Below are 22083 nucleotides of genomic sequence, written 5' to 3'. Positions count from 1 at the left end.
AACTTCTCACATCACAAGATTCAATTTGTTAACATCTTAGGAAATTTCTGCACTGCTCTTTCTTGAGCGCAGTACTTTTTTAAGTAAGCATCAATGAGGATTTTAAGCAAGCTTCAATGAAGATTCTGGTTGTAGAAGACGATCAATTGACTGCTGAAGCGCTGGTTGCTACGTTAAGCAATCAACATTACACCGTTGAGGTTGCCTCAGATGGAGAGTCAGGATGGATGTTAGCGGAGGCGTTCGCCTATGACTTAATTCTGCTGGATGTGGCCCTGCCTGAGCTGGATGGCATCAAGCTTTGTCAACGGTTGCGATCGCACGGGTACCAGATGCCTATCCTACTGCTGACGGCTCGAAGTAGCAGCCATGACAAAGCGATCGGGTTAGATGCAGGTGCCGATGATTACATCGTGAAACCCTTCGATCCAGAAGAGTTGGTAGCTCGAATCCGAGCACTACTGCGTCGCAATCAAACAACCATCCAATCGGTACTGGAATGGGGTGATTTACGCCTCGATCCAAGAAGTTGTGAAGTCACCTATGGAACACAGCCCGTTTCCCTGACTGCCAAAGAATATGCCCTCCTCGAACTGTTTCTACGAAATAATCAGCGGGTGTTTAGCTGTGGGGCAATCCTGGAAAACCTCTGGTCGTTTGAAGACGTTCCCAGTGATGAGGCGGTGAGAACTCATATTAAAGGTTTGCGCCAAAAACTCAAAGCTGCAGGTGCCCCAACCACTCTAATTGAAACGGTCTATGGAATTGGCTATCGACTCAAGCCGTTAGAAGGGAAAAAGGGAGGTCGGGCAACCCGGAAAATGACATCTCCCTATCCGTCACCTGAGTCGGTTGAAGTGAGTGCAGAAGAGATTGGGCAGCAGACCTGGGCCGCGATCGCCGAGGTATGGCAACGATTCCAACCTAGAGTGGATGAACAGATAACCGTGTTGGAACAGGCCGTTGCTGCATTGAGTAACCGAACATTGAGTGGGGAACTGCGGCGGCAGGCAGAACAGGAAGCGCACACATTAGCAGGTTCTCTGGGAACCTTTGGCTTTGAACAGGCTTCTCAACTGGCTCGAACAATTGAACAGCAGTTGCAGTCGAGCGAACGTCCAAGTTCTAACCAGATTCATCATCTTCAGTCGCTAATTGCGGCACTACGCCAGGAAATTGCAGGTTCTGAAAACCAGGATAGGTCACCTGCACAAACAGAAAAACATCCGTTGCTTTTGGTGATAGACAGCGATCGCGCAATAGCTGAATCCATTGTCACTGAAGCAGCGAATTGGGGATTACGAGCAGAGTTTGCAATGGATCTGGCAATCGCCAGAGAAATCATTCAGCGTGAGCAACCAGATGTTATCCTGCTAGATTTGGCAGTTTCTAAACACACCATAGACTGCTTCAATCTATTAGTTGAATTACAACAGCAAATCCCCTCCTTACCTGTGCTGGTATTCACCGCCAAAGAAGATTTACAGCATCGTTTAGAAGTTGCCCGTTTGGGTGGACGGGCATTTCTGCAAAAACCGATGCCTGCAACCCAGATACTTAGAGAAGTGACCCGTATTCTGCACCAGACTGATCCAGTGGATGCCAGAGTGATGGTCGTAGACGATGACCTGCAACTGCTGGCAACGGTGAGGACGCTACTACAACCCTGGGGGCTTCACGTTACAACGCTCAATAACCCCAATCAGTTTTGGGAAACTCTGGAAGCCGTCGCACCAGACCTCTTAATCTTAGACATCAAAATGCCCAACATCAGCGGCATTGAGCTATGTCATGTGGTACGTAATGATGGGCGCTGGAGTGGTTTACCGATTGTTATCTTAACAGCTTATACTGATGCTAATACCGTGAATCAGGTGTTTGCAGCAGGTGCTGATGACTTTATCAGCAAGCCGATTGTGGGCCCCGAACTGGTGGCTCGTATCATTAACCGGTTAGAACGCATTAAACTGTTGAAAAATTTAGCTGCGCTGCATCAAGATGAAGTGGCAGAGGGAAAGAAGACCGAGACTGCCCTGCGAAAAATAAAAGATGAATTGGAAATACGAGTGGCAGAACGGACGGCTGAGTTAGTCCGTGTTAATGAGCAGTTACGCTCTGAACTCAACGAGCGCAAACAAATCGAAGAAGCACTGAGAGTCTCACAGAGGCGCTTTTCAGGCATTCTCGATATTGCGGATGATGCAGTGATTTCTGTAGATGGAAAACAACGAATTACCCTGTTTAATCAAGGGGCAGAAAAGATTTTTGGCTACACCGCCCAGGAAGCGATCGGTCAACCGCTAGATCTGTTGTTGCCAGTTCGCTTTGCGGAACTGCATCGGAAATATGTGAATGACTTTGGTCAATCTTCCAGCGAAGCTCGTCGCATGGGGGAACGTCGCGAGATTTTTGGTCGCCGCAAAAATGGAGAAGAATTCCCGGCAGAAGCTTCCATCTCCAAGCTGCAATTGAAAGGGGAAACAATCTTTACCGTAATCTTACGAGACACGAGCGATCGCAAAGTGATTGAACGAATGAAAGATGAGTTCATTTCCATTGTCAGTCATGAACTCCGCACACCTTTAACCTCCATTCACGGCTCACTGGGAATGCTAGCCAGTGGCTTGCTTGATGCCGAGCCCGAAACCGGAAAGCGACTGCTCGAAATTGCGGTTGATAGCACTGAACGCCTGATCCGATTGCTCAATGATGTTCTCGATGTTGAACGGATTGAATCGGGCAAAGTCACAATGGACAAACACCTCTGCAATGTGGCTGACTTGATGACGAATGCCGCGAATGTAATGCAGGCAATGGCAGAAAAATTTGGCGTGATGTTATCCGTAACACCTTTGTCAGTTGAGGTGTGGGCAGATGGCGATCGCATTATTCAAACGCTCACTAATCTGTTAAGCAATGCCATCAAGTTTTCGCCTCAAGGAGTAACAGTTTGGCTCACAGCAGAACTCAGGAGTCAGGAGCCAGAAGCCAGGAGTCAGGAGCCAGGAGAAACATCCGTCGCCTGTCGCCTGTCGCCTGTCGCCTCCATCCAAACTCAGCCCTCAGCCTCCAGCCCTCAACATTCCCCCACCCCATCCCCCCATCACTCTATCCCCTCTCAACCCCCACCGCCTACTCTTTCCTACATCCTCTTCACTATCAAAGATCAGGGACGAGGTATTCCAGCAGACAAACTGGGAACTATTTTTGAACGCTTTCAGCAAGTCGATGCATCCGACTCCCGTAATCAAGATGGTACTGGCTTAGGTTTGGCAATCTGCCGCAATATTGTGCAACAGCATGGAGGTCGTATTTGGGTTGAGAGTGTCTTGGGTAAGGGTAGTACTTTTTACTTTACGTTGCCAGTTGGAGAGAGGTGATAGGAGCGATCGTCTGAATTACACAGCCATTAATGACCAATGACTAAACGCATTCTCGTCATCGATAACGAGCAATACATTCAGGAAGTAACACAAATTTGTTTACGAACGACTGCTGGATGGCAGGTGTTGACTGCCAGTTCTGGGCAAGAAGGGATTGCCAAAGCAGAAGCTGAGCAACCGGATGCGATTCTGCTGGATGTGATGATGCCTGACATGGATGGACCTACGACGTTTCAGCAGTTGCAGGCTAATCCAGCTACTCGTCAGATTCCGGTAATCTTGCTCACCGCAAAAGTGCAAGCATCTGATCGCCGTCGTTATGAAGAACTGGGTGTGAAGGGGGCGATCGCTAAACCTTTCAATCCTTTACAACTCGCCAGTCAGGTTGCAGCAACCCTTGGCTGGAGCCTTTGATGAATTGGGAAGTTATATAACGATCCTATTTGGATTGTGAGAAAGGATTCTTGCAGAATCCTTTCTCACAAAGCCTCTCAATCTCACGACTGATTGAGGACTGCTATATCGAGTTATAGCAGTAGTCATTATGGTTAGGACGGGGTGCAGGGTGGAACCCTGGCAGGGCGAAGCCCCACTCCCGCTCTAATTCTAATATCCTAATGCACCCGCGTAGAGCTATAAACAATTTTGACAGTATATGCTTGATGGAGGGAGCCACGGGTCAGAAGCCAGGAGCCAGAAGTAGGATTAATTCTGGCTCCTAGCTTCTGGCTTCTCAAATCCTCGATCTGCTGCCTCGATCTGCTGCATTTAACAATCAAATTAGTATTAGCTTAAAGTAGCAGGTTGAGGATAATTTCTGAACAATCCAAGCTCCTCTGCTCGTTGAAAAGCCTGCTGCAATGGCTGCCCCTGGCTAATGGCAATATGCATTAACACCATTGCTGCTGCCAATGTTGCATTGTTGCAACACACTAACATGGGTTTAGGTAATTGATTAATCTGACTGAGAACTCTGACTGCTGTCTCAGGGGTCATAACTTCAGCATCCGTCGGCAGGTTAACGTAGCACAACCCTAAGCGTTCGATCCGCTGTTGTTCGTCATTCGAGAAATGATTGGGCGATCGCAAATTGAGTACGGACTTATATCCCTCTTCGGCAATCTGCTGCAATTCCCTAAAAGTGACTGGCCCTGCGATCGCAAGTTCATCATTAATCTTCCTGACAATTTCCATTGCGCCCTCCTAAGCCAGCCGATCGCATCAAGTTTGAAGTGAAGTCCTATTCTCAAGTTAGGACAAAAATTTGAGAAACCTGTGAGGAAACCCATAATAACTAAGGAATGAGAATTAAATAACTCCGAAAACCTCATCCCGCCTTTGGCACCCCTCTCCGACTCAGAGCAGAGAAGGGAGGAGGTCAGTTCGCTCAAGGAATGCGGTGTGATTAAATCCATAAGCCTAAGTAGCTAGTGGTTTAGCAAGGGAACTTTGCCTGTTTATCCAAGCTCAGAAAGAAAAACCAATTTACGGGGTTTTGAAGAGTTCTAAACCCTTCAAAATCTGCCTGCCTGGTAGTTTGCCAGGTGCAATTCAATCAAGGATAATTTTGGAGGTGGAGGGGTAAACCCCTGCCTGGGAGCGCAGCCCTATTCCCCCCTTGACAATTAATAATGGCTACCTACTTACCACTCTACAGAGTTCAATTCAGAACTCAAAACTCTCTGCAAAACTGAATTTCTACTCTCTACAAAACTGAATTTCTGCTTTCACCACTGAAGGATCCGCAGTACGAGAGATACGGAAATCCAACTTCTCGCAAACTCGTTGCATTCCAGAGTTATCAGAGAGAATTTCTGCTGTAATGCGATCGAGATGCTCATCACGCCCCACTTGCAGCAACCGTCTTAGCAGTTCAGTCCCTAAACCACGACCCTGAAAACGATCGCTGACCAGCATGGCAAACTCGGCATCGTTGGTTCCATGCAACTTACTGAGCCGTCCAACTGCTAGAATTTCGTGTGATCCAGTTTCGGGATTCTTATAATCTGCAACGAGTGCCATTTCGCGATCGTAGTCAATAAAGCAGATGCGAGTCAGGCGCTCATGAGCAATGCGCTGATCCAGTTTGATCAAGTGAAAGTAGCGCAAGTAAACACTTTGCTCTGATAAGGTTTTGTGGAACTGAATCATCAACGGTTCATCTTCAGGCCGAATTGGACGAATACTGACTTGCGTGCCATCTTTTAGCTGCCATGGTGTGACATATTGTGTGGGATAAGGGCGAATAGCTAACTTTGGTAGCTGCTCTTTACTAACAGTTGCATCCTGTAGAACAATGCGAGCATCCAATGCCAGCAAGGGTGAATGGTTATTTGCTCCCATTGGAAACGCCACCAACGGATTGATATCAATCTCTTTGATCCAGCGTTGTTCTGCCACAAGTTGACTAAATCGTACTAGCAGTTGTTCAAGAGCGCCCAGATCGACGGGGGGTTGTCCTCGTACACCTTGCAAAGCTTTATAAATGTGCGTTTGCTCCATCAACCGTCGCGCCAGCGTGGAGTTAAGTGGAGGAAGGGCGATCGCCTGATCCTGAAACACTTCAACCAACTGTCCACCTGCACCAAATAGCAGCACTGGGCCAAACTGAGGATCAAGGCTACTGCCAATGATCAATTCATAGCCACTCAACCTCACCATTGGCTGCACGGTCACACCTAAAAAGTGCTCAGCTCCAACCTTCTCGGTTACGGAAGCTTCAATCGCTTGATAGGCTCGTCGTACAGCTTCTGCATCCACCAGACTAAGCTGCACACCTCCAACATCAGTTTTATGGGTAATGGTTTTAGAGAACAACTTGAGCACCACTGGATAGCCGATCGCTTCTGCGCAATCAACAGCCTCTGCTTCACTGGCAGCAATACAATCTTGAATCACCGGAATGTCATAAGATGCCAGAATTTGCTTTGACTCTGCTTCAGTGAGAATGGTTCTGTTGGCTTGCCGTGCAGCAGTGATGATATTTTCGGCTAACGTATGATCTTTCGTGGATACCTCAAAGCAATCAGGAGTTCTTGCTTCTACACTGGTTGACAAAACAGGAGTTTCGTAGATGCCACGCAAGTTATAGCTAAACCGCCACAGGTAGCTAAACACAAGCGCAGCCGTATCAGGAAAGCGGTAGGTCGGAATCTTTGCTTGATTCAGCAGTAATTCACCTGCACTTACATCAGAATCCCCCATCCAACTGGCAAGAACAGGTTTAGCGGACGGGTGTGAATTCTGATTTTCAACCCATGTTTTCAACCGTTCCGCTGTTTCTGTTGGGTCAGTCATTGCCTGAGGGGTGAGAATCACCAGCAATCCATCACTCTCTGAGTCCTGAGCAACCGTCTCAATTGTTTGCTGATAGCGGTTTGGGTCAGCATCCCCCAAAATATCAATCGGATTACAGTGGCTCCAAAATGGCGGAAGCTGCTGGTTGAGAGCCGCGATTGTCCCCTCTGAAAGCTGTGCCAGTTGCCCTCCATTTTTCAGCAAGGCATCGGTTGCTATCACACCCGGCCCTCCAGCATTGGTGATAATTGTTAAACGCGGACCTTTGGGGCGCGGTTGTTTTGCCAATACCTCTGCCATATCAAACAATTCAGAGATGCGATCGACCCGCAGTACGCCACACCGACGAAACGCGGCATCCAGAACCGCGTCACTTCCTGCCAGGGCTCCTGTATGTGATGTAGCAGCCTGAGCGGCAGCTTCTGTGCGACCCGCTTTGAGAACAATGATAGGTTTTGTCAGGGCAACTTCCCGCGCGGCTGACAGGAAAGAACGCGCCTCTCCGATCGATTCCATGTAAATGACAATGCTGTGGGTATGCGGGTCGTCTCCCAGATAGTAAATCAGATCGCCCCAATTCACATCCAGCATGGAACCAATGGAAATGAAAGTACTAAAACCAACATTTTCTCGAAAGCTCCAATCTAAAATCGCAGTACACAGTGCGCCACTTTGGCTGATAAAGCCCACATTGCCGGGACGTGCCATTGCATTAGCAAAGGTGGCATTTAACCCGGTGATAGGATTCATTACCCCCAGGCAATTAGGACCAATCAGCCGCAGTTTACTCCGCTGAAGTTGTTCTCGAATTTGCTGTTCCAGTTCAATCCCCGCGGCACCAGTTTCTCGAAATCCAGCAGAAAGGACGATCGCACCTTTCACCTCTGCATTTACACAATCTTGAATAACATCTGGAACTGTAACTGCGGGGGTGGCAATCACTGCCAGGTCTATAGGTTCTGGTATATCGGCGATCGCAGCATATGCCTTGACTCCTAAAACGCTGTACCGTCTGAGATTGACGGGATAAACTGTACCACCAAAGGAACTGCTGAGCAAATTCCACAGCACAATTCGCCCAACACTTCCCGGTCGCTCTGTTGCTCCAATGACAGCCACTGACCTGGGAGCGAAGATCGCATCAAGTGGACGGTACTCCGAGCGCAAAATATCGTAGGCACGATCAGAAGTAGAGGATAGGAGTGATTCCATAACTTGTACCGTGATGAGCATTCCCTAGTATGAACTAAGTAGCCGGGCACAATTAAATTAAGGATAATTCTGGGGGTGGAGGGAGTGAAATCCCCTGCCTAGGGGCACAGCCCCCATTCCTTCTTCTTACAATTAATTGGGTAAAGCTACTTACATCAAGACCGAAACTTTATCAGGCTTGTAATAAAGAGCCGATTCTATCCGGCAACCCAAATATGCCAGAATGTACAGCTCTTTCAGGTCTTGAATGAGCGGATAGCGAGGGTTTGCACCTGTGCATTGGTCATCAAATGCCTGTTCTGCCATGTGTTCTACTTTGCTGTAAAAACTCTGTTCGTCCTCCGTCAGGGCTTCTTTGATGGTGTTAGGGATCTCAATCTGATGCTTCAAATCTTCGATCGCCTCTACCAATCGTTCCACTTTCTCATCTAGTGTATTGCCACCGAGATTCAAATAATCTGCAATTTGAGCGTACCGTTCCTTTGCATAAGGATATTTGTATTGCGAGAAGATGGCTTGCTTGAAGGGTACATCGGTGGCGTTATAGCGAATCACATGAGAAATCAGCAGTGCATTTGCTAACCCATGCGGTACATGGAATGTAGACCCTAATTTGTGCGCCATTGAGTGACACACTCCTAAGAAAGCATTGGCAAATGCCATGCCTGCGATCGTTGCCGCATAGTGAACTTTTTCCCGTGCTTCTGGATCATTTGCACCATTCTTATAGGCACGGGGTAAGTACTTAAAGAGAAGTGCGATCGCCTCCAGTGCGAGTCCTTCAGTGAATTCAGTGGCTAATGCTGAAACGTAGGATTCCAGTGCATGGGTTAATGCATCAATTCCGCCATAGGCCGTTAATTTTTTGGGCATATTGAGAACGAGTTCTGGATCAATAATCGCCATGTTTGGCGTCAGCGCATAGTCTGCCAATGGATATTTAATGCCAGCAGAATCATCCGTGACAACGGCAAATGGCGTGACCTCTGATCCAGTTCCAGACGTAGTTGGAATTGCAACCATGAGTGCTTTCTGACCCAGGGCAGGTAGTTCATACACTCGCTTACGAATGTCCATAAACCGGGTTGCCAGACCTGCAAACTCCACCTCTGGATGTTCATACATCAACCACATCACTTTGGCAGCATCCATTGGAGAACCGCCGCCAATCGCAATAATTACATCAGGTTGATAGTTTCTAAGCAGTTCCAATCCTTTGTTCACATTGGACAGGGTGGGATCAGGCTCGACATCGTGAAAGACATCGTGTTTGACCCCAATTTCATCTAACACCGTCGTCACTTTCTCGACTAAACCTAAATCAAACAATGGCTTATCCGTGACGATAAACGCTCGTTGCTTACCTGCAAGTTCACGCAAGGCTACAGACAAACAACCATACTTGAAATAGATCTTTGGCGGCACACGGAACCACAGCATATTTTCCCGTCGCTCTGACACGGTTTTGACGTTAAGCAAATGACGAGGTGTGACATTATCAGACACGGTGTTGCCGCCCCAAGTGCCGCACCCCAGAGTCAAAGAGGGATCGAGTTTGAAGTTGTAGAGATCGCCGATCGCCCCCTGAGAAGATGGGGTGTTAATCAACACTCGCGATGTTTTGACTGAGCTTTTGAAGTAGGCAATGTCATCTAAGCAAGTTGGATTGACATACAATACAGAGGTATGCCCTTGCCCACCAAATTCCACCAATTGTTTCGCTTTCTCGACTGCATCCAGGAAACTGCTAGCTCGATACATTGCCAGAATGGGCGACAATTTTTCGTAGGAAAATGGTTCATTGACACCAATCTCATCAACTTCTGCAATCAACACTTTCGGTAATGTGCAGGGTAGTGGATTTAGGCTCTCGTTTTTTCCGCGATTCTTGCTTTGATGTTCCAGACACACCAGTCCAATGCCTGCCAGTTGAGCGATCGCCCCCACTGATTGCCCCACAATAGCTGGATTCAAGCGGCCATCCTTCAACAGCACCTTACCAACCTTTGCCTTTTCTCCGGCTGAAAGGAAGTAAGCACCGCGATCAATAAATTCTTGCTTTACCTGCTCATAAATTGAATCCAGCACCACCACCGACTGCTCTGACGCACAGATCATACCGTTATCAAACGTCTTACTCAGCAGGATAGAACTGACTGCCGTTTGGATATCTGCAGTTTCATCAATCACCGCAGGTGTATTCCCGGCACCAACGCCCAAAGAAGGATGGCCTGACGAGTAAGCCGCTTTCACCATTCCAGGCCCACCAGTGGCAAGAATTAGTTTGATATCGGGATGCTGCATCAACGCCTGCGATAACTCAATCGTGGGTTCATCAATCCAACCGATGATGTTCTTTGGCGCTCCAGCGGCGATCGCAGCCTCCAGCACTGTTCTGGCGGCTGTTACTGTGCTACGTTTTGCCCGTGGATGTGGAGAGAAAATGATCGCATTGCGAGTTTTAAGGGTAATCAGGGCTTTGAAAATTGTGGTCGAAGTCGGATTTGTGACTGGAATAATTCCCGCTAAAACTCCCATCGGTTCTGCGATTTTTTGAATTCCGAAGGATCTGTCTTCCTCAATCACACCACAGGTTTTTTCGTGTTTATATTTGTTGTAAATTATTTCTGAAGCAAAGTGATTCTTAATCACTTTATCTTCAATAACTCCCATTTTCGTTTCGTCTACCGCTAATTTTGCCAGCGGAATCCGAACGGCATTGGCAGCGAGCGCGGCTTGTTTGAAAATAAGATCGACTTGCTCTTGAGAATACGTCGCATACTGTTCTTGTGCGGCTTTGACCTGCTGAATCAGTGTTTCGAGTTCTTCACGATTGGTAATGCTCATAATCTGCTCCGTGTTCTCATGGTGCAATCAAAACTTAGGCAACGTTGATACCTCGACTATGGAAGATGGCATGTGCTGCCTGCACTTGTTCTGCTGTGGGAGGTTGCGTCTCTTTAAGCTGGTATTCATAGCCCAATTGCCCCCACTTATATTCGCCCATCTTGTGAAAGGGCAAAACTTCTATCTTTTCAACGTTTTTCAGGGTTGCAACAAAATCTGCCAGCCCTTCAATGTTGTGGGGTGCATCGGTTAAACCGGGAACTAAAACAAACCGAATCCAGGTGGGTTTATGGATAGCGTTGAGGTAACGGGCGATCGCCAGGGTTGGCTCCAACGAAACACTCGTGACTTTTGCATAAATATTAGGATCATAGGATTTGATATCCAGTAGTACCAAATCTGCCTGCTCAATCACAGGCTTTGCTACCTGCAAATCGCAATATCCAGAGGTATCCAGTGCCGTATGAATGCCCAGTGCTTTGCAGCGTCTGAAGATCTCCGTAACAAAGTGCGGTTGATAGAGCGGTTCCCCGCCACTCACTGTCACTCCACCACCAGAAGCATTCATGTAAGAAGTATATTTCTGAATCTCCTGTATGAGTGTATCAACACTAACCTTCTTACCATTTTCTATGTAGCGGCAATCCGGGTTGGAACAATAAAGACACCGCAAGGGGCAGCCTGCGGTGAAGATAACAAACCGAATTCCGGGACCGTCTACCGTGCCACAGGTTTCAATGGAATGAATATATCCTTGAATGTCTGTAGGTTGTGGAGAGTGAATTGTTGAGACTTGCATTGCTGCTGCCTTTAAAGGTGATTGGGCCGGTCTTTTGTAACCTCACCTTCGGTTATAGGCAAAGAATTTGGGGGACTTGTGAGCACGGTTTGTGATTGTCAGGAGCGGTTGATGTCAAGTGAGCGATCGCCCATTAGCCCTACTAACGGGTTACCAAAGGAACTTTACCTGGTTATCTAAATCCGGAAAAACCAATTTACGGAGTTTTGAAAAGTTGCAAACCCTTCAAAATCTGCTTGGCGGACTACTATAGCTTTACGCGGGTGCGTTAGGACATTGGAATTAGAGAGGGAGTGGGGGCCTTGCCCCCAGCCAGGGGTTCCACCCCTGCACCCCGTCCTAACCATAATGACTACCGCTATAACATTGAGTAATTTATGAGAAAGCCCATGAAAAGGAGATTCTAGAGCTTTTCTAATGCCTCACTTTTCTAATGCCTCACTTTAGATCTGTCAAACCACTACTCTAAAACGCGGTAGAAGAGCAGTGGAGCAATAACAAGCCAGATGAGAACTATAACCCAAAGCCGCCCTGCAAAAATGTTGTAATCACTTAAAAGCTTGTTCCAGGGATGTCCAGCAACATAATGACCGAAGAGAAATTCAAACATAATTGTGAGTGCAAGCCAAATTAGCCCAACTATCAGCGCTTGCTTCAAAGACTCAAAGCCCCAAAAGTAGATAAGTACCCCAATATAAAGACTGAATAGTAAAATTCCAGTAATCGATGAAAGCTGATGAGCACGCAATTCACTCAAATGCTTTCTGTAGGTGAACTCCCGAATCGTGCCGTTGATGATGCCAATAAACACCATTGGAATCCACGCCAGAGTGTAACGTAAAATCATAGCTTCTTTTTTAAGGCTTCAGCGATCGCCACCATATCAGGAAAGCGATCGCTATATTTGCCCTGAAACAACTAATCCTGAAACAACTAATTTAGAGTTGATCGTGGAAGGTGCGCTTAATCACATCTAACTGTTGTTCACGAGTCAGTTTAATAAAGTTGACGGCGTATCCAGAGACTCGAATCGTGAGTTGCGGGTACAGTTCGGGATGATCCATTGCATCCAAGAGCATGTCTCGGTTCAGGACGTTTACGTTGATGTGGTGTCCACCATCATGGAAGTATCCATCTAACATGCCGACAAGGTTTATGAGGCGATCGCCCTCTGTCTTTCCTAACGCTCCCGGCACAATCGAAAATGTGTTTGAGATGCCATCCTGCGCATAAGCATAGGGGAGCTTAGCAACAGAAGCCAGTGAAGCGATCGCACCTTTACTGTCTCGTCCGTGCATAGGATTAGCTCCTGGTGCAAATGGTTCTCCTGCTTTCCGTCCATCCGGAGTATTGCCTGTTTTCTTGCCATAGACAACATTAGATGTAATCGTTAACACAGACTGCGTTGGTACAGCATTACGATAGGTTTTGTGCTGCTTCAATTTGTTCATGAAACCTTTTACCAGATCAACAGCTATTTGATCGGCGCGATCGTCATTGTTGCCATACTTCGGAAAATCTCCTTCAATCTGGTAATTAACTGCCAATCCGTTCTCGTTGCGAATGACTTTCACCCTGGCGTATTTGATGGCTGATAGAGAATCCACCACAACCGATAATCCAGCGATGCCACAGGCCATTGTGCGAAAGACATCGCGATCGTGCAGTGCCATTTCTAACCGTTCATAACAGTATTTATCATGCATGGAATGGATGACATTGAGTGTGTTGATGTAGGCTTTAGCAAGCCAACTCATCATGAGATCGAATTTCTGCATCACCTCCTCATAGTTCAGATAATCTGAGGTAATCGGAGCGTAAGCAGGTGCGATCTGTTCGCCAGTCTTTTCATCTTTGCCACCATTAATCGCATACAGCAAACATTTCGCCAGATTCACCCGTGCACCAAAAAACTGCATTTGTTTGCCAATTCGCATAGCAGAAACACAGCAGGCGATCGCGTAATCATCCCCCCAATAGGGACGCATCAAATCATCGTTTTCATACTGAATCGAACTGGTTTCTATAGAAACTTTGGCACAATAGTGTTTGAAGGCAATGGGCAATCGCTCTGACCATAGCACCGTCAGGTTGGGTTCAGGAGCAGGGCCCAGGTTGAACAGCGTGTTAAGCATCCGGAAGCTTGTCTTTGTCACCAATGGTCTTCCATCTTCGCCCACGCCGCCAATACACTCTGTTACCCAAGTTGGATCACCAGAAAACAACTCATTGTAGTCAGGCGTTCGTAAGAAACGCACCATTCGCAGCTTCATGACAAAATGATCGATCAGTTCCTGCAACTCCGATTCGGTCATTGTGCCGTTCTTCAAATCCCGCTCAAAATAGATATCCAGGAAGGTTGAGACCCGTCCTAGAGACATCGCAGCCCCATTCTGTTCTTTCACGGCTGCCAGATATGCAAAGTAAAGCCACTGCACTGCTTCTTTGGCATTGGCAGCAGGATGACTAATCTCAAAGCCGTAGCTGGCTGCCATCTCTTTCAGCTCAAACAAGGCTTTGATTTGTTCGCTGATTTCTTCTCGCAGTTGAATAGTATATTCATCCACTACATCCAGCTCTAGAGATTGCAATTGAGTTTTTTTGTCGTCAATGAGGCGATCGCACCCATACAAAGCAACGCGACGATAATCGCCAATAATCCGCCCCCGACCATAGGCATCGGGTAATCCAGTAATGATGCCGGAGTGCCGCGCTAATCTCATTTCGCGAGTATAGGCATCAAATACACCATCATTATGGGTTTTGCGGTACTTAGTAAAAATTTCCTCAGTTGTGGGGTCGAGCTGGTAACCGTAGGCTTCCAGTGAGGCTTTCACAACGCGGATGCCACCAAAAGGCATGATGGCTCGTTTCAGAGGTTTATCGGTCTGTAAACCCACAATCTGCTCTAGCTCTCGATCAATGTAACCAGGGCTATGGGATGTGATAGTGGAAACGATCGCCGTATCTGCATCCAGAATACCTTTTTCTCGCTCTTGTGCCATCAAGTCTTTGACACGATTCCAGAGGGTCTGCGTCCGGGTTGTTGCTCCCGTCAGGAATGCTTCATCTCCCTCATAGGGCGTGCAGTTGGTTTGGATGAAGTTACGCACATCTATTTCGTTCATCCAACTGCCAGAATTAAATCCTTGCCATTGTTCAAACAAATTCATTTGTGCCTCCTGAAGGAGTAGTGAGTGATGAGTAGTTATGGTCAGGCTTCCAGCGAGATTTAGAACATTAACAAGAGGATGGCGATCGCTAAAAGCCCGTTTCTCACCTTATTTCTGTTATAGAAACCTTATTTCTGTTATAGAAAAGGAATTTGAGGAATTTGTGAGGAGAGGAACTTGTGAGGAACCGTTGAGTGTTGAGCAAGGTATAACGATAGCCACCAGGCTTAGGACAGGGTGCAGGGGGTGGAAACCCCTGCCTGGAGGCGAAGCCCCCATTCCTTCTTCTTACAATTAATTGGGTGCAGCTACTTGTAAAGAATTGGGTTTACTCAACACTCGAATTCAGAATCAACTGGCTTCAACGGCTGCAATCTCCAGCAAAGTCTTTAACACCGAATCTGGGTTAAGGCTAATCGAGTCAATCCCTTGCTCGACCAGGAAGCGGGCAAACTCAGGATAGTCGCTTGGTGCTTGACCGCAAATGCCAATTTTGCGATCGTTTTGTTTTGCAGTGAAGATGGCACTTGCAATCATGCGCTTGACGGCAGTATTGCGTTCGTCAAACAGATGGGAAACCAGAGCCGAGTCGCGATCGAGCCCCAAGGTTAACTGTGTCAGATCGTTCGAGCCGATGGAAAATCCATCAAAAACTTCACTAAATTCATCAGCTAACATAACATTACTTGGCAACTCACACATGACATAAACTTGCAGTCCATTTTCACCTCGTACTAATCCGTGTTTTGCCATTTCAGCTAATACGCATTTCCCCTCTTCTGGTGTGCGACAGAAGGGAATCATCAGAATCACATTGGTCAGGCCCATCTCATCTCGAACTCGCTTCATTGCCTGACACTCCAGGGCAAAGCCATCTCGATAGCGATCATCATAGTATCGGGACGCGCCCCGCCAGCCAATCATTGGATTCTCTTCATCAGGTTCAAATTGCCGACCACCTAGCAAGTTGGCGTATTCATTGCTCTTAAAGTCGGACATGCGAACAATGACGGGTTTGGGATAAAAGGCAGCGGCGATCGTGCCAATCCCCTGGGCTAGCTTATCTACAAAGAATTGGGCTTTATCCTCATATTGGGCTGTGAGTTCAGCAATCTTGTAGCGAGCCAGCTCATCTTCCAGCTCATTAAAGTGTAGCAATGCCAATGGATGCGCCTGAATATGATTGGCAATGATAAATTCCATTCGGGCTAAACCAACGCCATCGTTGGGAATGGCGGATAGGCTAAATGCCTCCTCTGGATTACCTACATTCATCAAGATTTTCGTACGCGTTCGAGGTAGATTTTCCAATGTTACTTCGTTAACTTCAAACGGTAACAGACCATTATAGACTCGCCCTTCTTCACCTTCAGCACAAGAAACTGTCACCTCTTGTCCCGTTTTCAAAACCATAGTGGCATTACCACAGCCGACGATCGCCGGAATGCCCATTTCTCTTGCAATAATGGCAGCATGGCAGGTTCGTCCACCCTGATTTGTGACGATCGCACTTGCCTTTTTCATAATCGGTTCCCAGTCTGGATCAGTGCGGTTCGTCACCAAAACTTCACCCGGTTGAAATTGCTCAATTTTATGGACATCGAGAATTATTCTGGCTTTACCTTGTCCAATCATTTCACCTATGGCTCGGCCTTTCACCAGAACAGTACTCCTCTCCTTCAGTTCATAGTTTCGCAGCATGTTCTGAGCTTTTTGCGATTGTACTGTTTCAGGACGTGCTTGAACGATAAATAATTCATTCGTGATTCCATCCTTTGCCCATTCAATATCCATCGGCGTATAAACGCTCCGAATGATAGAGTAATGATCTTCAATCTCACACGCCCACCTGGCCAAGGTCAGAATCTCATCATCATTGAGGGCAAACTGATGTCGCTGTTCCAGTGGAACGGAGATATTCTTGGTAAACTTAGAACCGCCCAGATCATAAATCATTTTGATTTCTTTGGTGCCTAACCGCTTCTCTAAAATGGGTTTGAACCCCTGCTTCAGCGTTGGTTTGAACACCAGGTACTCATCGGGATTCACAGCTCCCTGCACCACGTTTTCACCCAACCCATAAGCAGCAGTAATCAGGGCTGCATCCTTGAAGCCGGTTTCAGTATCAATCGAAAACATCACACCAGAGGATGCCAAATCAGAGCGCACCATCTTTTGAACCCCAACAGAGAGAGCAACCTCGAAGTGGTCAAAGCCCTTAATTTGACGGTAGGAGATAGCGCGATCAGTAAAAATTGAAGCAAAACACTTGTGGCAAGCTTCCAGTACACCTTTTGTACCATGCACATTCAAATAGGTTTCCTGCTGTCCAGCAAAGCTAGCATCAGGTAAATCTTCTGCTGTCGCACTGGAACGAACAGCAACATCGGTATCTGCACCGTAACGTTCGCAGAGTGCTTGATATCCCTGAATAATCGCTTCTTGCAGTTCATCGGGAAACGGCGTTTGGAGGATCAGCGATCGCGCCTGCTTGCCCACCTGTCGCAAACTGAGTACATCTTCAACATCCAGTTCAGCAAACAAGTGGCGCAGTTTTTTTTCTAACCCTGCAATCTCAATGAAGTAGCGATAGGCATAAGCTGTAGTGGCAAATCCATCAGGAACATTGATCCCTTTTGGCGAAAGTTGTTGCAGCATCTCTCCTAAGGACGCATTCTTGCCCCCAACGAGTGGAATGTCTGCGATACCAACTTCTCGAAATGGCAATACAAATGCGTGTGTTCTTGCATGCAAGGCTGATTGAGCAATGGTTGTTGAATGTAGCATGGAGTTCTTTCCTCTAACCTATTTGTTTGTCAAGTTGCAGCGTGCTAAAACAAATGGAGGTATCTTTCAGGCCTTTCTAAAGCTCTACAGCTGTAGTTATAGAAGAAGAAGTTGGGGAATTTGTGAGGGTATAGCTCTACGCGGGAGCGTTAGGACATTTGGAATTAGAGAGGGAGTGGGGGCTTCGCCCCCAGCCAGGGGTTCCACCCCTGCACCCCGTCCTAACCATAATGACTATCGCTATAACCAATTGAATGAGCATCACAATGTAAAAAACAGCATTGCTGAAAAGCAGCATGAATCGAAACAAAGTTTCGAGCATACAGCACCTATTTCATACCCAAATTCAGCAATGCCCAACGTAAAGAATAATGCCCAACGTAAAAAATGCAGGGGGAATCCATTGGACTTTATCTCTTTACCAGGCTCACACCTGGCCATATCGATTAGAAGCTCCTGCTTCCCGTGTTGGTTCAGAGAAGCAAGAGCTTCGATGGCAAACTTACGAAGCCGGATCTTCCTAATTAGAATAGGCGATTCTTTCAACGATGAGATGCATCTCCTCGGTTCCGCCAACCTCAGGCATTGCTGAAATTGTAGTTTCCGCAATTTCCCCTTCCCCTTCTGGCTCCTGACTCCTGACTTCTAATTTTATGGATGCTGCTGAGTATGGACCATTGTTACTAGTTTCTTTGGGTATATCTTTCTACAGCCGCATTGGGTATGGGATCAGGGAAAATAGGAATTGGCGGGGAACCTCCGTGGGCTGTTTCTAGCTGTTCGGGAGTGAGGGAATTAACGAGATGGAGTTGAAGTGGTGGGCGGGCGATGGACAGGGCATAGGCAGCATTCAGGTAAGCTCGATACTCTGGCCGATCGCCCACGTACACTTGCATAAATACCAGGTTCAGTGCCTTCACGTATTCCCGCGCCAAAGTTGGCTCCGGTCCCGAAAGTAAGATGCTAATTGTGCCCGGTTCTGGATTCACATCGCCACCAGTCCCATCCATAGCGGTATGTCCAGCCAGATGGATATTAACCAGGTACTTCTCCTTTGTTTTCAGCCAGAGAAATGGGTGGACCTGTTCCAGCACGAAGGGCGTGACAATATCGCGGGAGCCACCCAGAATCATTGTGGGTACCTGAATTGTGCCCATCCCTTCTGGCCCAAAAACCAGACTGGTAAATGGACTCATGGCGATCGCGGCCTTAATCCGTGGCTCCTTCAACAGGCTGACATCAAAATAAGGTAACTCTGTGTTCAAACACTGCAAAGAAACGGAAGAGTTGAACCTTAGAGCCGTCGAGCACATTCGAAACAACCGAGCCAAGTTGAAGGTTGCCCCCGCCGTGACAAGTGCGGTATAACCCCCAAAAGAGTGCCCAATGATGCCCACTTTCTGGACATCAAGCTTACCAGCCAGTTCCGCTTGAGATAATTGCTCCAGCTTATCTAAGGTTTGTTTAACGTCTAAAGGGCGTTCGATAAACTCTGTTAAGGTAACATTGCTGCCAGACAGCCCTTGAAACAAATCTTCCCGTTGTTGGGCGCTGCTGCCAATATGTTCTGGCAAGGCAGCTACAAAGCCATGGGAGGCCAGATGCCTGCCAAGGTAAGCAAATCCAGCAGGAGTTGAACCCAAACCGTGGGAAATGATCGCGACAGGTGCAGGTTGGGATTTCCCTTCTGGCAGATAGAGATCGACATAGAACGATCGCAAAGTCGCGGCTTTTTCAATAGTCTGCGTTTTGCGTGCAAGTTGAAGAGTTCGCCTGGTGACCTTAAAGGGTCCCGGTAAACGTGGGTCCGGCAGCCTGGGGTTGATGACAACAGGAACGGTCGCTGCTTCATTCTGGGCATTCTGGGCGATCGCGGCCACAGTAGTATCGGTGTAGTCACTCACAGCAGTCAATAATCTTTGGATGGCCAGCAGCCGCTCTGCATCCAACAAAATTCCCTGCGTTGGAAACCGTCGCATCAAATCAATTAGTGTAAATCCTTCTGGATCCGTTGCTGCCAGGATCCAGCTTGAACGCATGGCATAGAATCCATTGATTCTGGCTTCCGTTTGAATGAACTCCCCAAGCTGACTGATGGCATCCTCTCCTAGCGGAGAGTAGCTCAGTCGGGAAACCACAACCGGGTTTAACTGGAAACGCCGTCGAAGAGCCCTCCGTAACTGCGCCATGGCTTCGTCACCGGCAAACTGTGCATAAAACCTCAACTCACGGTCAATCTCACCAGTCTCAGCGAAAGTCTCTAGTGAGTCTAATGACAATGAGAGCTTTAATGGTCCAATTCGGATATAAAGTTTTTCAGCACTAGATATTGGGGTTGATTCGAACATGATGGGCAACGCTGTAAGCACAACCAGGCATAAACCTGACGCAAATCGCTGAAGCTTCCGTTTTCCACCAGCCATCCATCGTTTCATTGAACTCCCTCACCCTACTTTGGCCCCAAACAATCTACAATCATTCCACTTGAACGTTCTTCTTTCTTCTTTCTTCTTCATGTCGTCCCCACTTAGACTGGCTCCAAAAGCGACCCGACGTCGAAAAAATCTTTGGTTTGAGCGATTTATGGCGATCGCCGCCTCTACCAATTTGCTGCTGGTAATTCTTGACCTCACCTACGTTCCCTGGCGCAACTTTTGGCTACAGGGAAATGTAACCATTCCCTTGACCAGCCAGCAGATTCGGATTCCCATGCCGCAGATCTCCTGCCCCGATCGCTCAGTTGAAACAGGGGAACCCCCACGTACCATAAGACAATCCGCCATTACCTGTATCTATGATCCGGTCAAAGGGATACAGCCCCACCGGGATACCCAGCTGTATCTGAATACCGTCGCAACCCTCCGACAACAGGTGGAGCAAAAAGGACTTGCCAATGGGCTGCAATCACCTGAAGTACAGGCAACGTTAAAAAGTCTACGGGTCTACAGTGGTGACATGATTGAAACCAACCCGTTTGAAATTGCAGGCAAAAGCGGAACGCTGGAAAAGATCAAAAATCGCATGCGCCGACATGTTGAAACTAAAAAATCAAAGCGATCGAGCCGGGAAGCTTTTGAGCTGTTCTGGAGTACAAATTATCTCACTCCAGCCAATTGGAACCAGGAAATGGAATGGTTTGGGAAGGAAATTGAACCGTTAATTCAAACTAACTTTTACCGGACCATTGGCGAAAATGGCCAATTTACCAATCATTTCTGGATACTGGATGCTCCGTTTGTCATTCTCTTTCTCCTGGAATTTCTGGCACGCACCTACTATCTGAGTCGGCGCTATCCCAGTCTGCGCTGGCTGGATACCATGTTCTGGCGATGGTACGACATGCCTCTGTTTATTCCCTTCAGCCTGTTTATGCCTGTTTTGGCATTGTCCCGATCTTTCTCAACTGCCATTCGGCTCCATCAGGCTGAGTTAATTGATTTACACGAAATTCGAGATCAGGTCAGGCACGGGGTGGTAGCTGATCTCGCAGGAGAGTTGACTGAGGTGATTGTCATCCAGGTTTTAAACCAGGTACAGGCATCGCTCCAGCAGGGAGAGTTGATGGAGTGGCTACAACAGTCAGGGCAGAAGCGATATGTAGACATTAACAACATCAATGAGATAGAGGCGATCGCAAATCACCTCACCAGACTCATGCTCGATGAAGTTTTTCCAAAAATTCAACCTGATTTAGAAGCCTTATTCAGCCATACGATCAACAATATTCTTAACCAGGCTCCGGCCTACAGAGCTCTACAGTCCTTACCAGGGATTGGCCATCTACCTAAACAAATAACCGAACGTTTAGTATCTGACCTGACTGAATCGGTCTACCGCTCCACGAGAAGAGTTACAGAAGATCCGATTTCGACAGAACTGAGAAACCGTCTGGTACAGAACTTTACAACAAGCCTGGCCTCTGCTGCAAAACAACAAAATACATTACCAGAACTACAAACGCTGCTCAGCGATCTGATTGAGGAAATCAAGATCAATTACGTTCAACGAATTGCTGAAGAAGATATCGATCTGTTGCTGGAACAAACGCGTCAGCTCCATCAACTTCCTCGTAAGGATTAATCTCCACCAATACTAATGCCACTGCCAAAGATTTGGGCTCCAGTGATGTCAATGTTGGTTAATGTTGCGCCAATGGTGCTGGCATGAATGAGTTTGGCATTGGTCAGGTTTGCCCCTGCTAAATTGGCGTCATCGAGAACCGCATTGGTTGCAAAGGCTTCAGTCAGGTTTGCAACTTTCAGGTTTGCACCTGTTAGATCGGCACCTTCCAGATTGGTATTTTTCAAAATGGCTCCTTGCAAGTTCGCATTCCGCAAATCTGCACCAATCAGGTGGGCGCCAGTCAGATCTGCCCCTGCCAGGTTGCATCCAGCGCATTCTCTGGTTTCCAACAGCCGCCGGACGTGGGCAGGATTTTCTGCACTTGCAGGTAGTGTCAATGACACGGTTGCAACGAGAGCGATCGCGGGTAACATAACGGCCTTCATAATCCTTGCCTCCTGCGGCACCAAACCTTCCAACAGCTTCTACATCAGACCTTTTGCAGAATTCGGAATCGCAGCGG

12 protein-coding genes are annotated in these 22083 nt (G+C 47.4%); 3 read left to right on the top strand and 9 right to left on the bottom strand.

Annotated elements, in window-relative coordinates; translation table 11 throughout:
- The first annotated feature begins 116 nt into the window (after positions 1 to 116).
- Positions 117 to 3380: a response regulator gene (locus tag P4D80_RS22955; RefSeq protein ID WP_421656379.1), complete on the top strand. Its 3264-nt coding sequence runs from the start codon at positions 117 to 119 to the stop codon at positions 3378 to 3380.
- Between the two features lie 39 nt (positions 3381 to 3419).
- Positions 3420 to 3797, top strand: coding sequence for a response regulator (locus P4D80_RS22950; RefSeq protein WP_421656378.1), 378 nt, complete (start codon positions 3420 to 3422; stop codon positions 3795 to 3797).
- A gap of 372 nt (positions 3798 to 4169) precedes the next feature.
- Here P4D80_RS22950 and P4D80_RS22945 read toward each other — a convergent pair whose 3' ends face one another.
- From P4D80_RS22945 to P4D80_RS22910, 8 genes are all read right to left on the bottom strand, one after another.
- Positions 4170 to 4577, bottom strand: a complete 408-nt coding sequence (locus tag P4D80_RS22945) for a hypothetical protein (RefSeq protein WP_421656377.1) — start codon at positions 4575 to 4577, stop codon at positions 4170 to 4172.
- Positions 4578 to 5081: 504 nt separating this feature from the next.
- Positions 5082 to 7892, bottom strand: coding sequence for a bifunctional acetate--CoA ligase family protein/GNAT family N-acetyltransferase (locus tag P4D80_RS22940; RefSeq protein ID WP_421656376.1), 2811 nt, complete (start codon positions 7890 to 7892; stop codon positions 5082 to 5084).
- A gap of 150 nt (positions 7893 to 8042) precedes the next feature.
- On the bottom strand, positions 8043 to 10739 hold the full coding sequence (gene adhE / locus P4D80_RS22935; RefSeq protein WP_421656375.1) for a bifunctional acetaldehyde-CoA/alcohol dehydrogenase: 2697 nt from the start codon (positions 10737 to 10739) through the stop codon (positions 8043 to 8045).
- 34 nt (positions 10740 to 10773) lie between these two features.
- On the bottom strand, positions 10774 to 11538 hold the full coding sequence (pflA, locus tag P4D80_RS22930) for a pyruvate formate-lyase-activating protein (RefSeq protein ID WP_421656374.1): 765 nt from the start codon (positions 11536 to 11538) through the stop codon (positions 10774 to 10776).
- Positions 11539 to 11998: 460 nt separating this feature from the next.
- Positions 11999 to 12385: a hypothetical protein gene (locus P4D80_RS22925; RefSeq protein ID WP_421656373.1), complete on the bottom strand. Its 387-nt coding sequence runs from the start codon at positions 12383 to 12385 to the stop codon at positions 11999 to 12001.
- 91 nt (positions 12386 to 12476) lie between these two features.
- Complete coding sequence (pflB, locus tag P4D80_RS22920; RefSeq protein ID WP_421656372.1) at positions 12477 to 14711, bottom strand: formate C-acetyltransferase; 2235 nt, start codon at positions 14709 to 14711, stop codon at positions 12477 to 12479.
- Positions 14712 to 15062: 351 nt separating this feature from the next.
- The gene (gene ppsA, locus P4D80_RS22915; protein ID WP_421656371.1) at positions 15063 to 17498 is read right to left on the bottom strand and encodes a phosphoenolpyruvate synthase; all 2436 of its coding nucleotides are present in this window, start codon (positions 17496 to 17498) and stop codon (positions 15063 to 15065) included.
- A 683-nt stretch (positions 17499 to 18181) separates the two neighbouring features.
- Positions 18182 to 19846: an alpha/beta hydrolase gene (locus P4D80_RS22910; protein ID WP_421659589.1), complete on the bottom strand. Its 1665-nt coding sequence runs from the start codon at positions 19844 to 19846 to the stop codon at positions 18182 to 18184.
- A gap of 166 nt (positions 19847 to 20012) precedes the next feature.
- Here P4D80_RS22910 and P4D80_RS22905 point away from each other — a divergent pair, with 166 nt between their 5' ends.
- Positions 20013 to 21578 (top strand): hypothetical protein, encoded by a 1566-nt coding sequence (locus P4D80_RS22905; protein ID WP_421656370.1) that lies wholly within the window; start codon positions 20013 to 20015, stop codon positions 21576 to 21578.
- On the opposite strand, the gene P4D80_RS22900 is transcribed toward P4D80_RS22905, so the two are convergent.
- Positions 21575 to 22006, bottom strand: a complete 432-nt coding sequence (locus P4D80_RS22900) for a pentapeptide repeat-containing protein (protein ID WP_421656369.1) — start codon at positions 22004 to 22006, stop codon at positions 21575 to 21577. The two genes, P4D80_RS22905 and P4D80_RS22900, sit on opposite strands and share 4 nt — an antisense overlap.
- Between the last annotated feature and the right edge of the window lie 77 nt (positions 22007 to 22083).

Source organism: Leptothermofonsia sp. ETS-13, assembly GCF_049200465.1.
Classification (GTDB): Bacteria; Cyanobacteriota; Cyanobacteriia; order Leptolyngbyales; family Leptolyngbyaceae; genus Leptothermofonsia.
The sequence above is the reverse complement of the archived record's forward strand: the minus strand, read 5'-3'. Positions and strand labels throughout refer to the sequence as shown.

Excerpts from the sequence above, each read along its gene's own strand:
- pflA (WP_421656374.1), bottom strand. The coding sequence starts at position 11,538 with ATGCAAGTCTCAACAATTCACTCTCCACAACCTACAGACATTCAAGGA.
- ppsA (WP_421656371.1), bottom strand. The coding sequence starts at position 17,498 with ATGCTACATTCAACAACCATTGCTCAATCAGCCTTGCATGCAAGAACA.
- P4D80_RS22955 (WP_421656379.1), top strand. The coding sequence starts at position 117 with ATGAAGATTCTGGTTGTAGAAGACGATCAATTGACTGCTGAAGCGCTG.
- P4D80_RS22900 (WP_421656369.1), bottom strand. The coding sequence starts at position 22,006 with ATGAAGGCCGTTATGTTACCCGCGATCGCTCTCGTTGCAACCGTGTCA.
- P4D80_RS22910 (WP_421659589.1), bottom strand. The coding sequence starts at position 19,846 with ATGTTCGAATCAACCCCAATATCTAGTGCTGAAAAACTTTATATCCGA.
- P4D80_RS22925 (WP_421656373.1), bottom strand. The coding sequence starts at position 12,385 with ATGATTTTACGTTACACTCTGGCGTGGATTCCAATGGTGTTTATTGGC.
- P4D80_RS22940 (WP_421656376.1), bottom strand. The coding sequence starts at position 7,892 with ATGGAATCACTCCTATCCTCTACTTCTGATCGTGCCTACGATATTTTG.
- pflB (WP_421656372.1), bottom strand. The coding sequence starts at position 14,711 with ATGAATTTGTTTGAACAATGGCAAGGATTTAATTCTGGCAGTTGGATG.
- P4D80_RS22945 (WP_421656377.1), bottom strand. The coding sequence starts at position 4,577 with ATGGAAATTGTCAGGAAGATTAATGATGAACTTGCGATCGCAGGGCCA.
- P4D80_RS22950 (WP_421656378.1), top strand. The coding sequence starts at position 3,420 with ATGACTAAACGCATTCTCGTCATCGATAACGAGCAATACATTCAGGAA.
- P4D80_RS22905 (WP_421656370.1), top strand. The coding sequence starts at position 20,013 with ATGTCGTCCCCACTTAGACTGGCTCCAAAAGCGACCCGACGTCGAAAA.
- adhE (WP_421656375.1), bottom strand. The coding sequence starts at position 10,739 with ATGAGCATTACCAATCGTGAAGAACTCGAAACACTGATTCAGCAGGTC.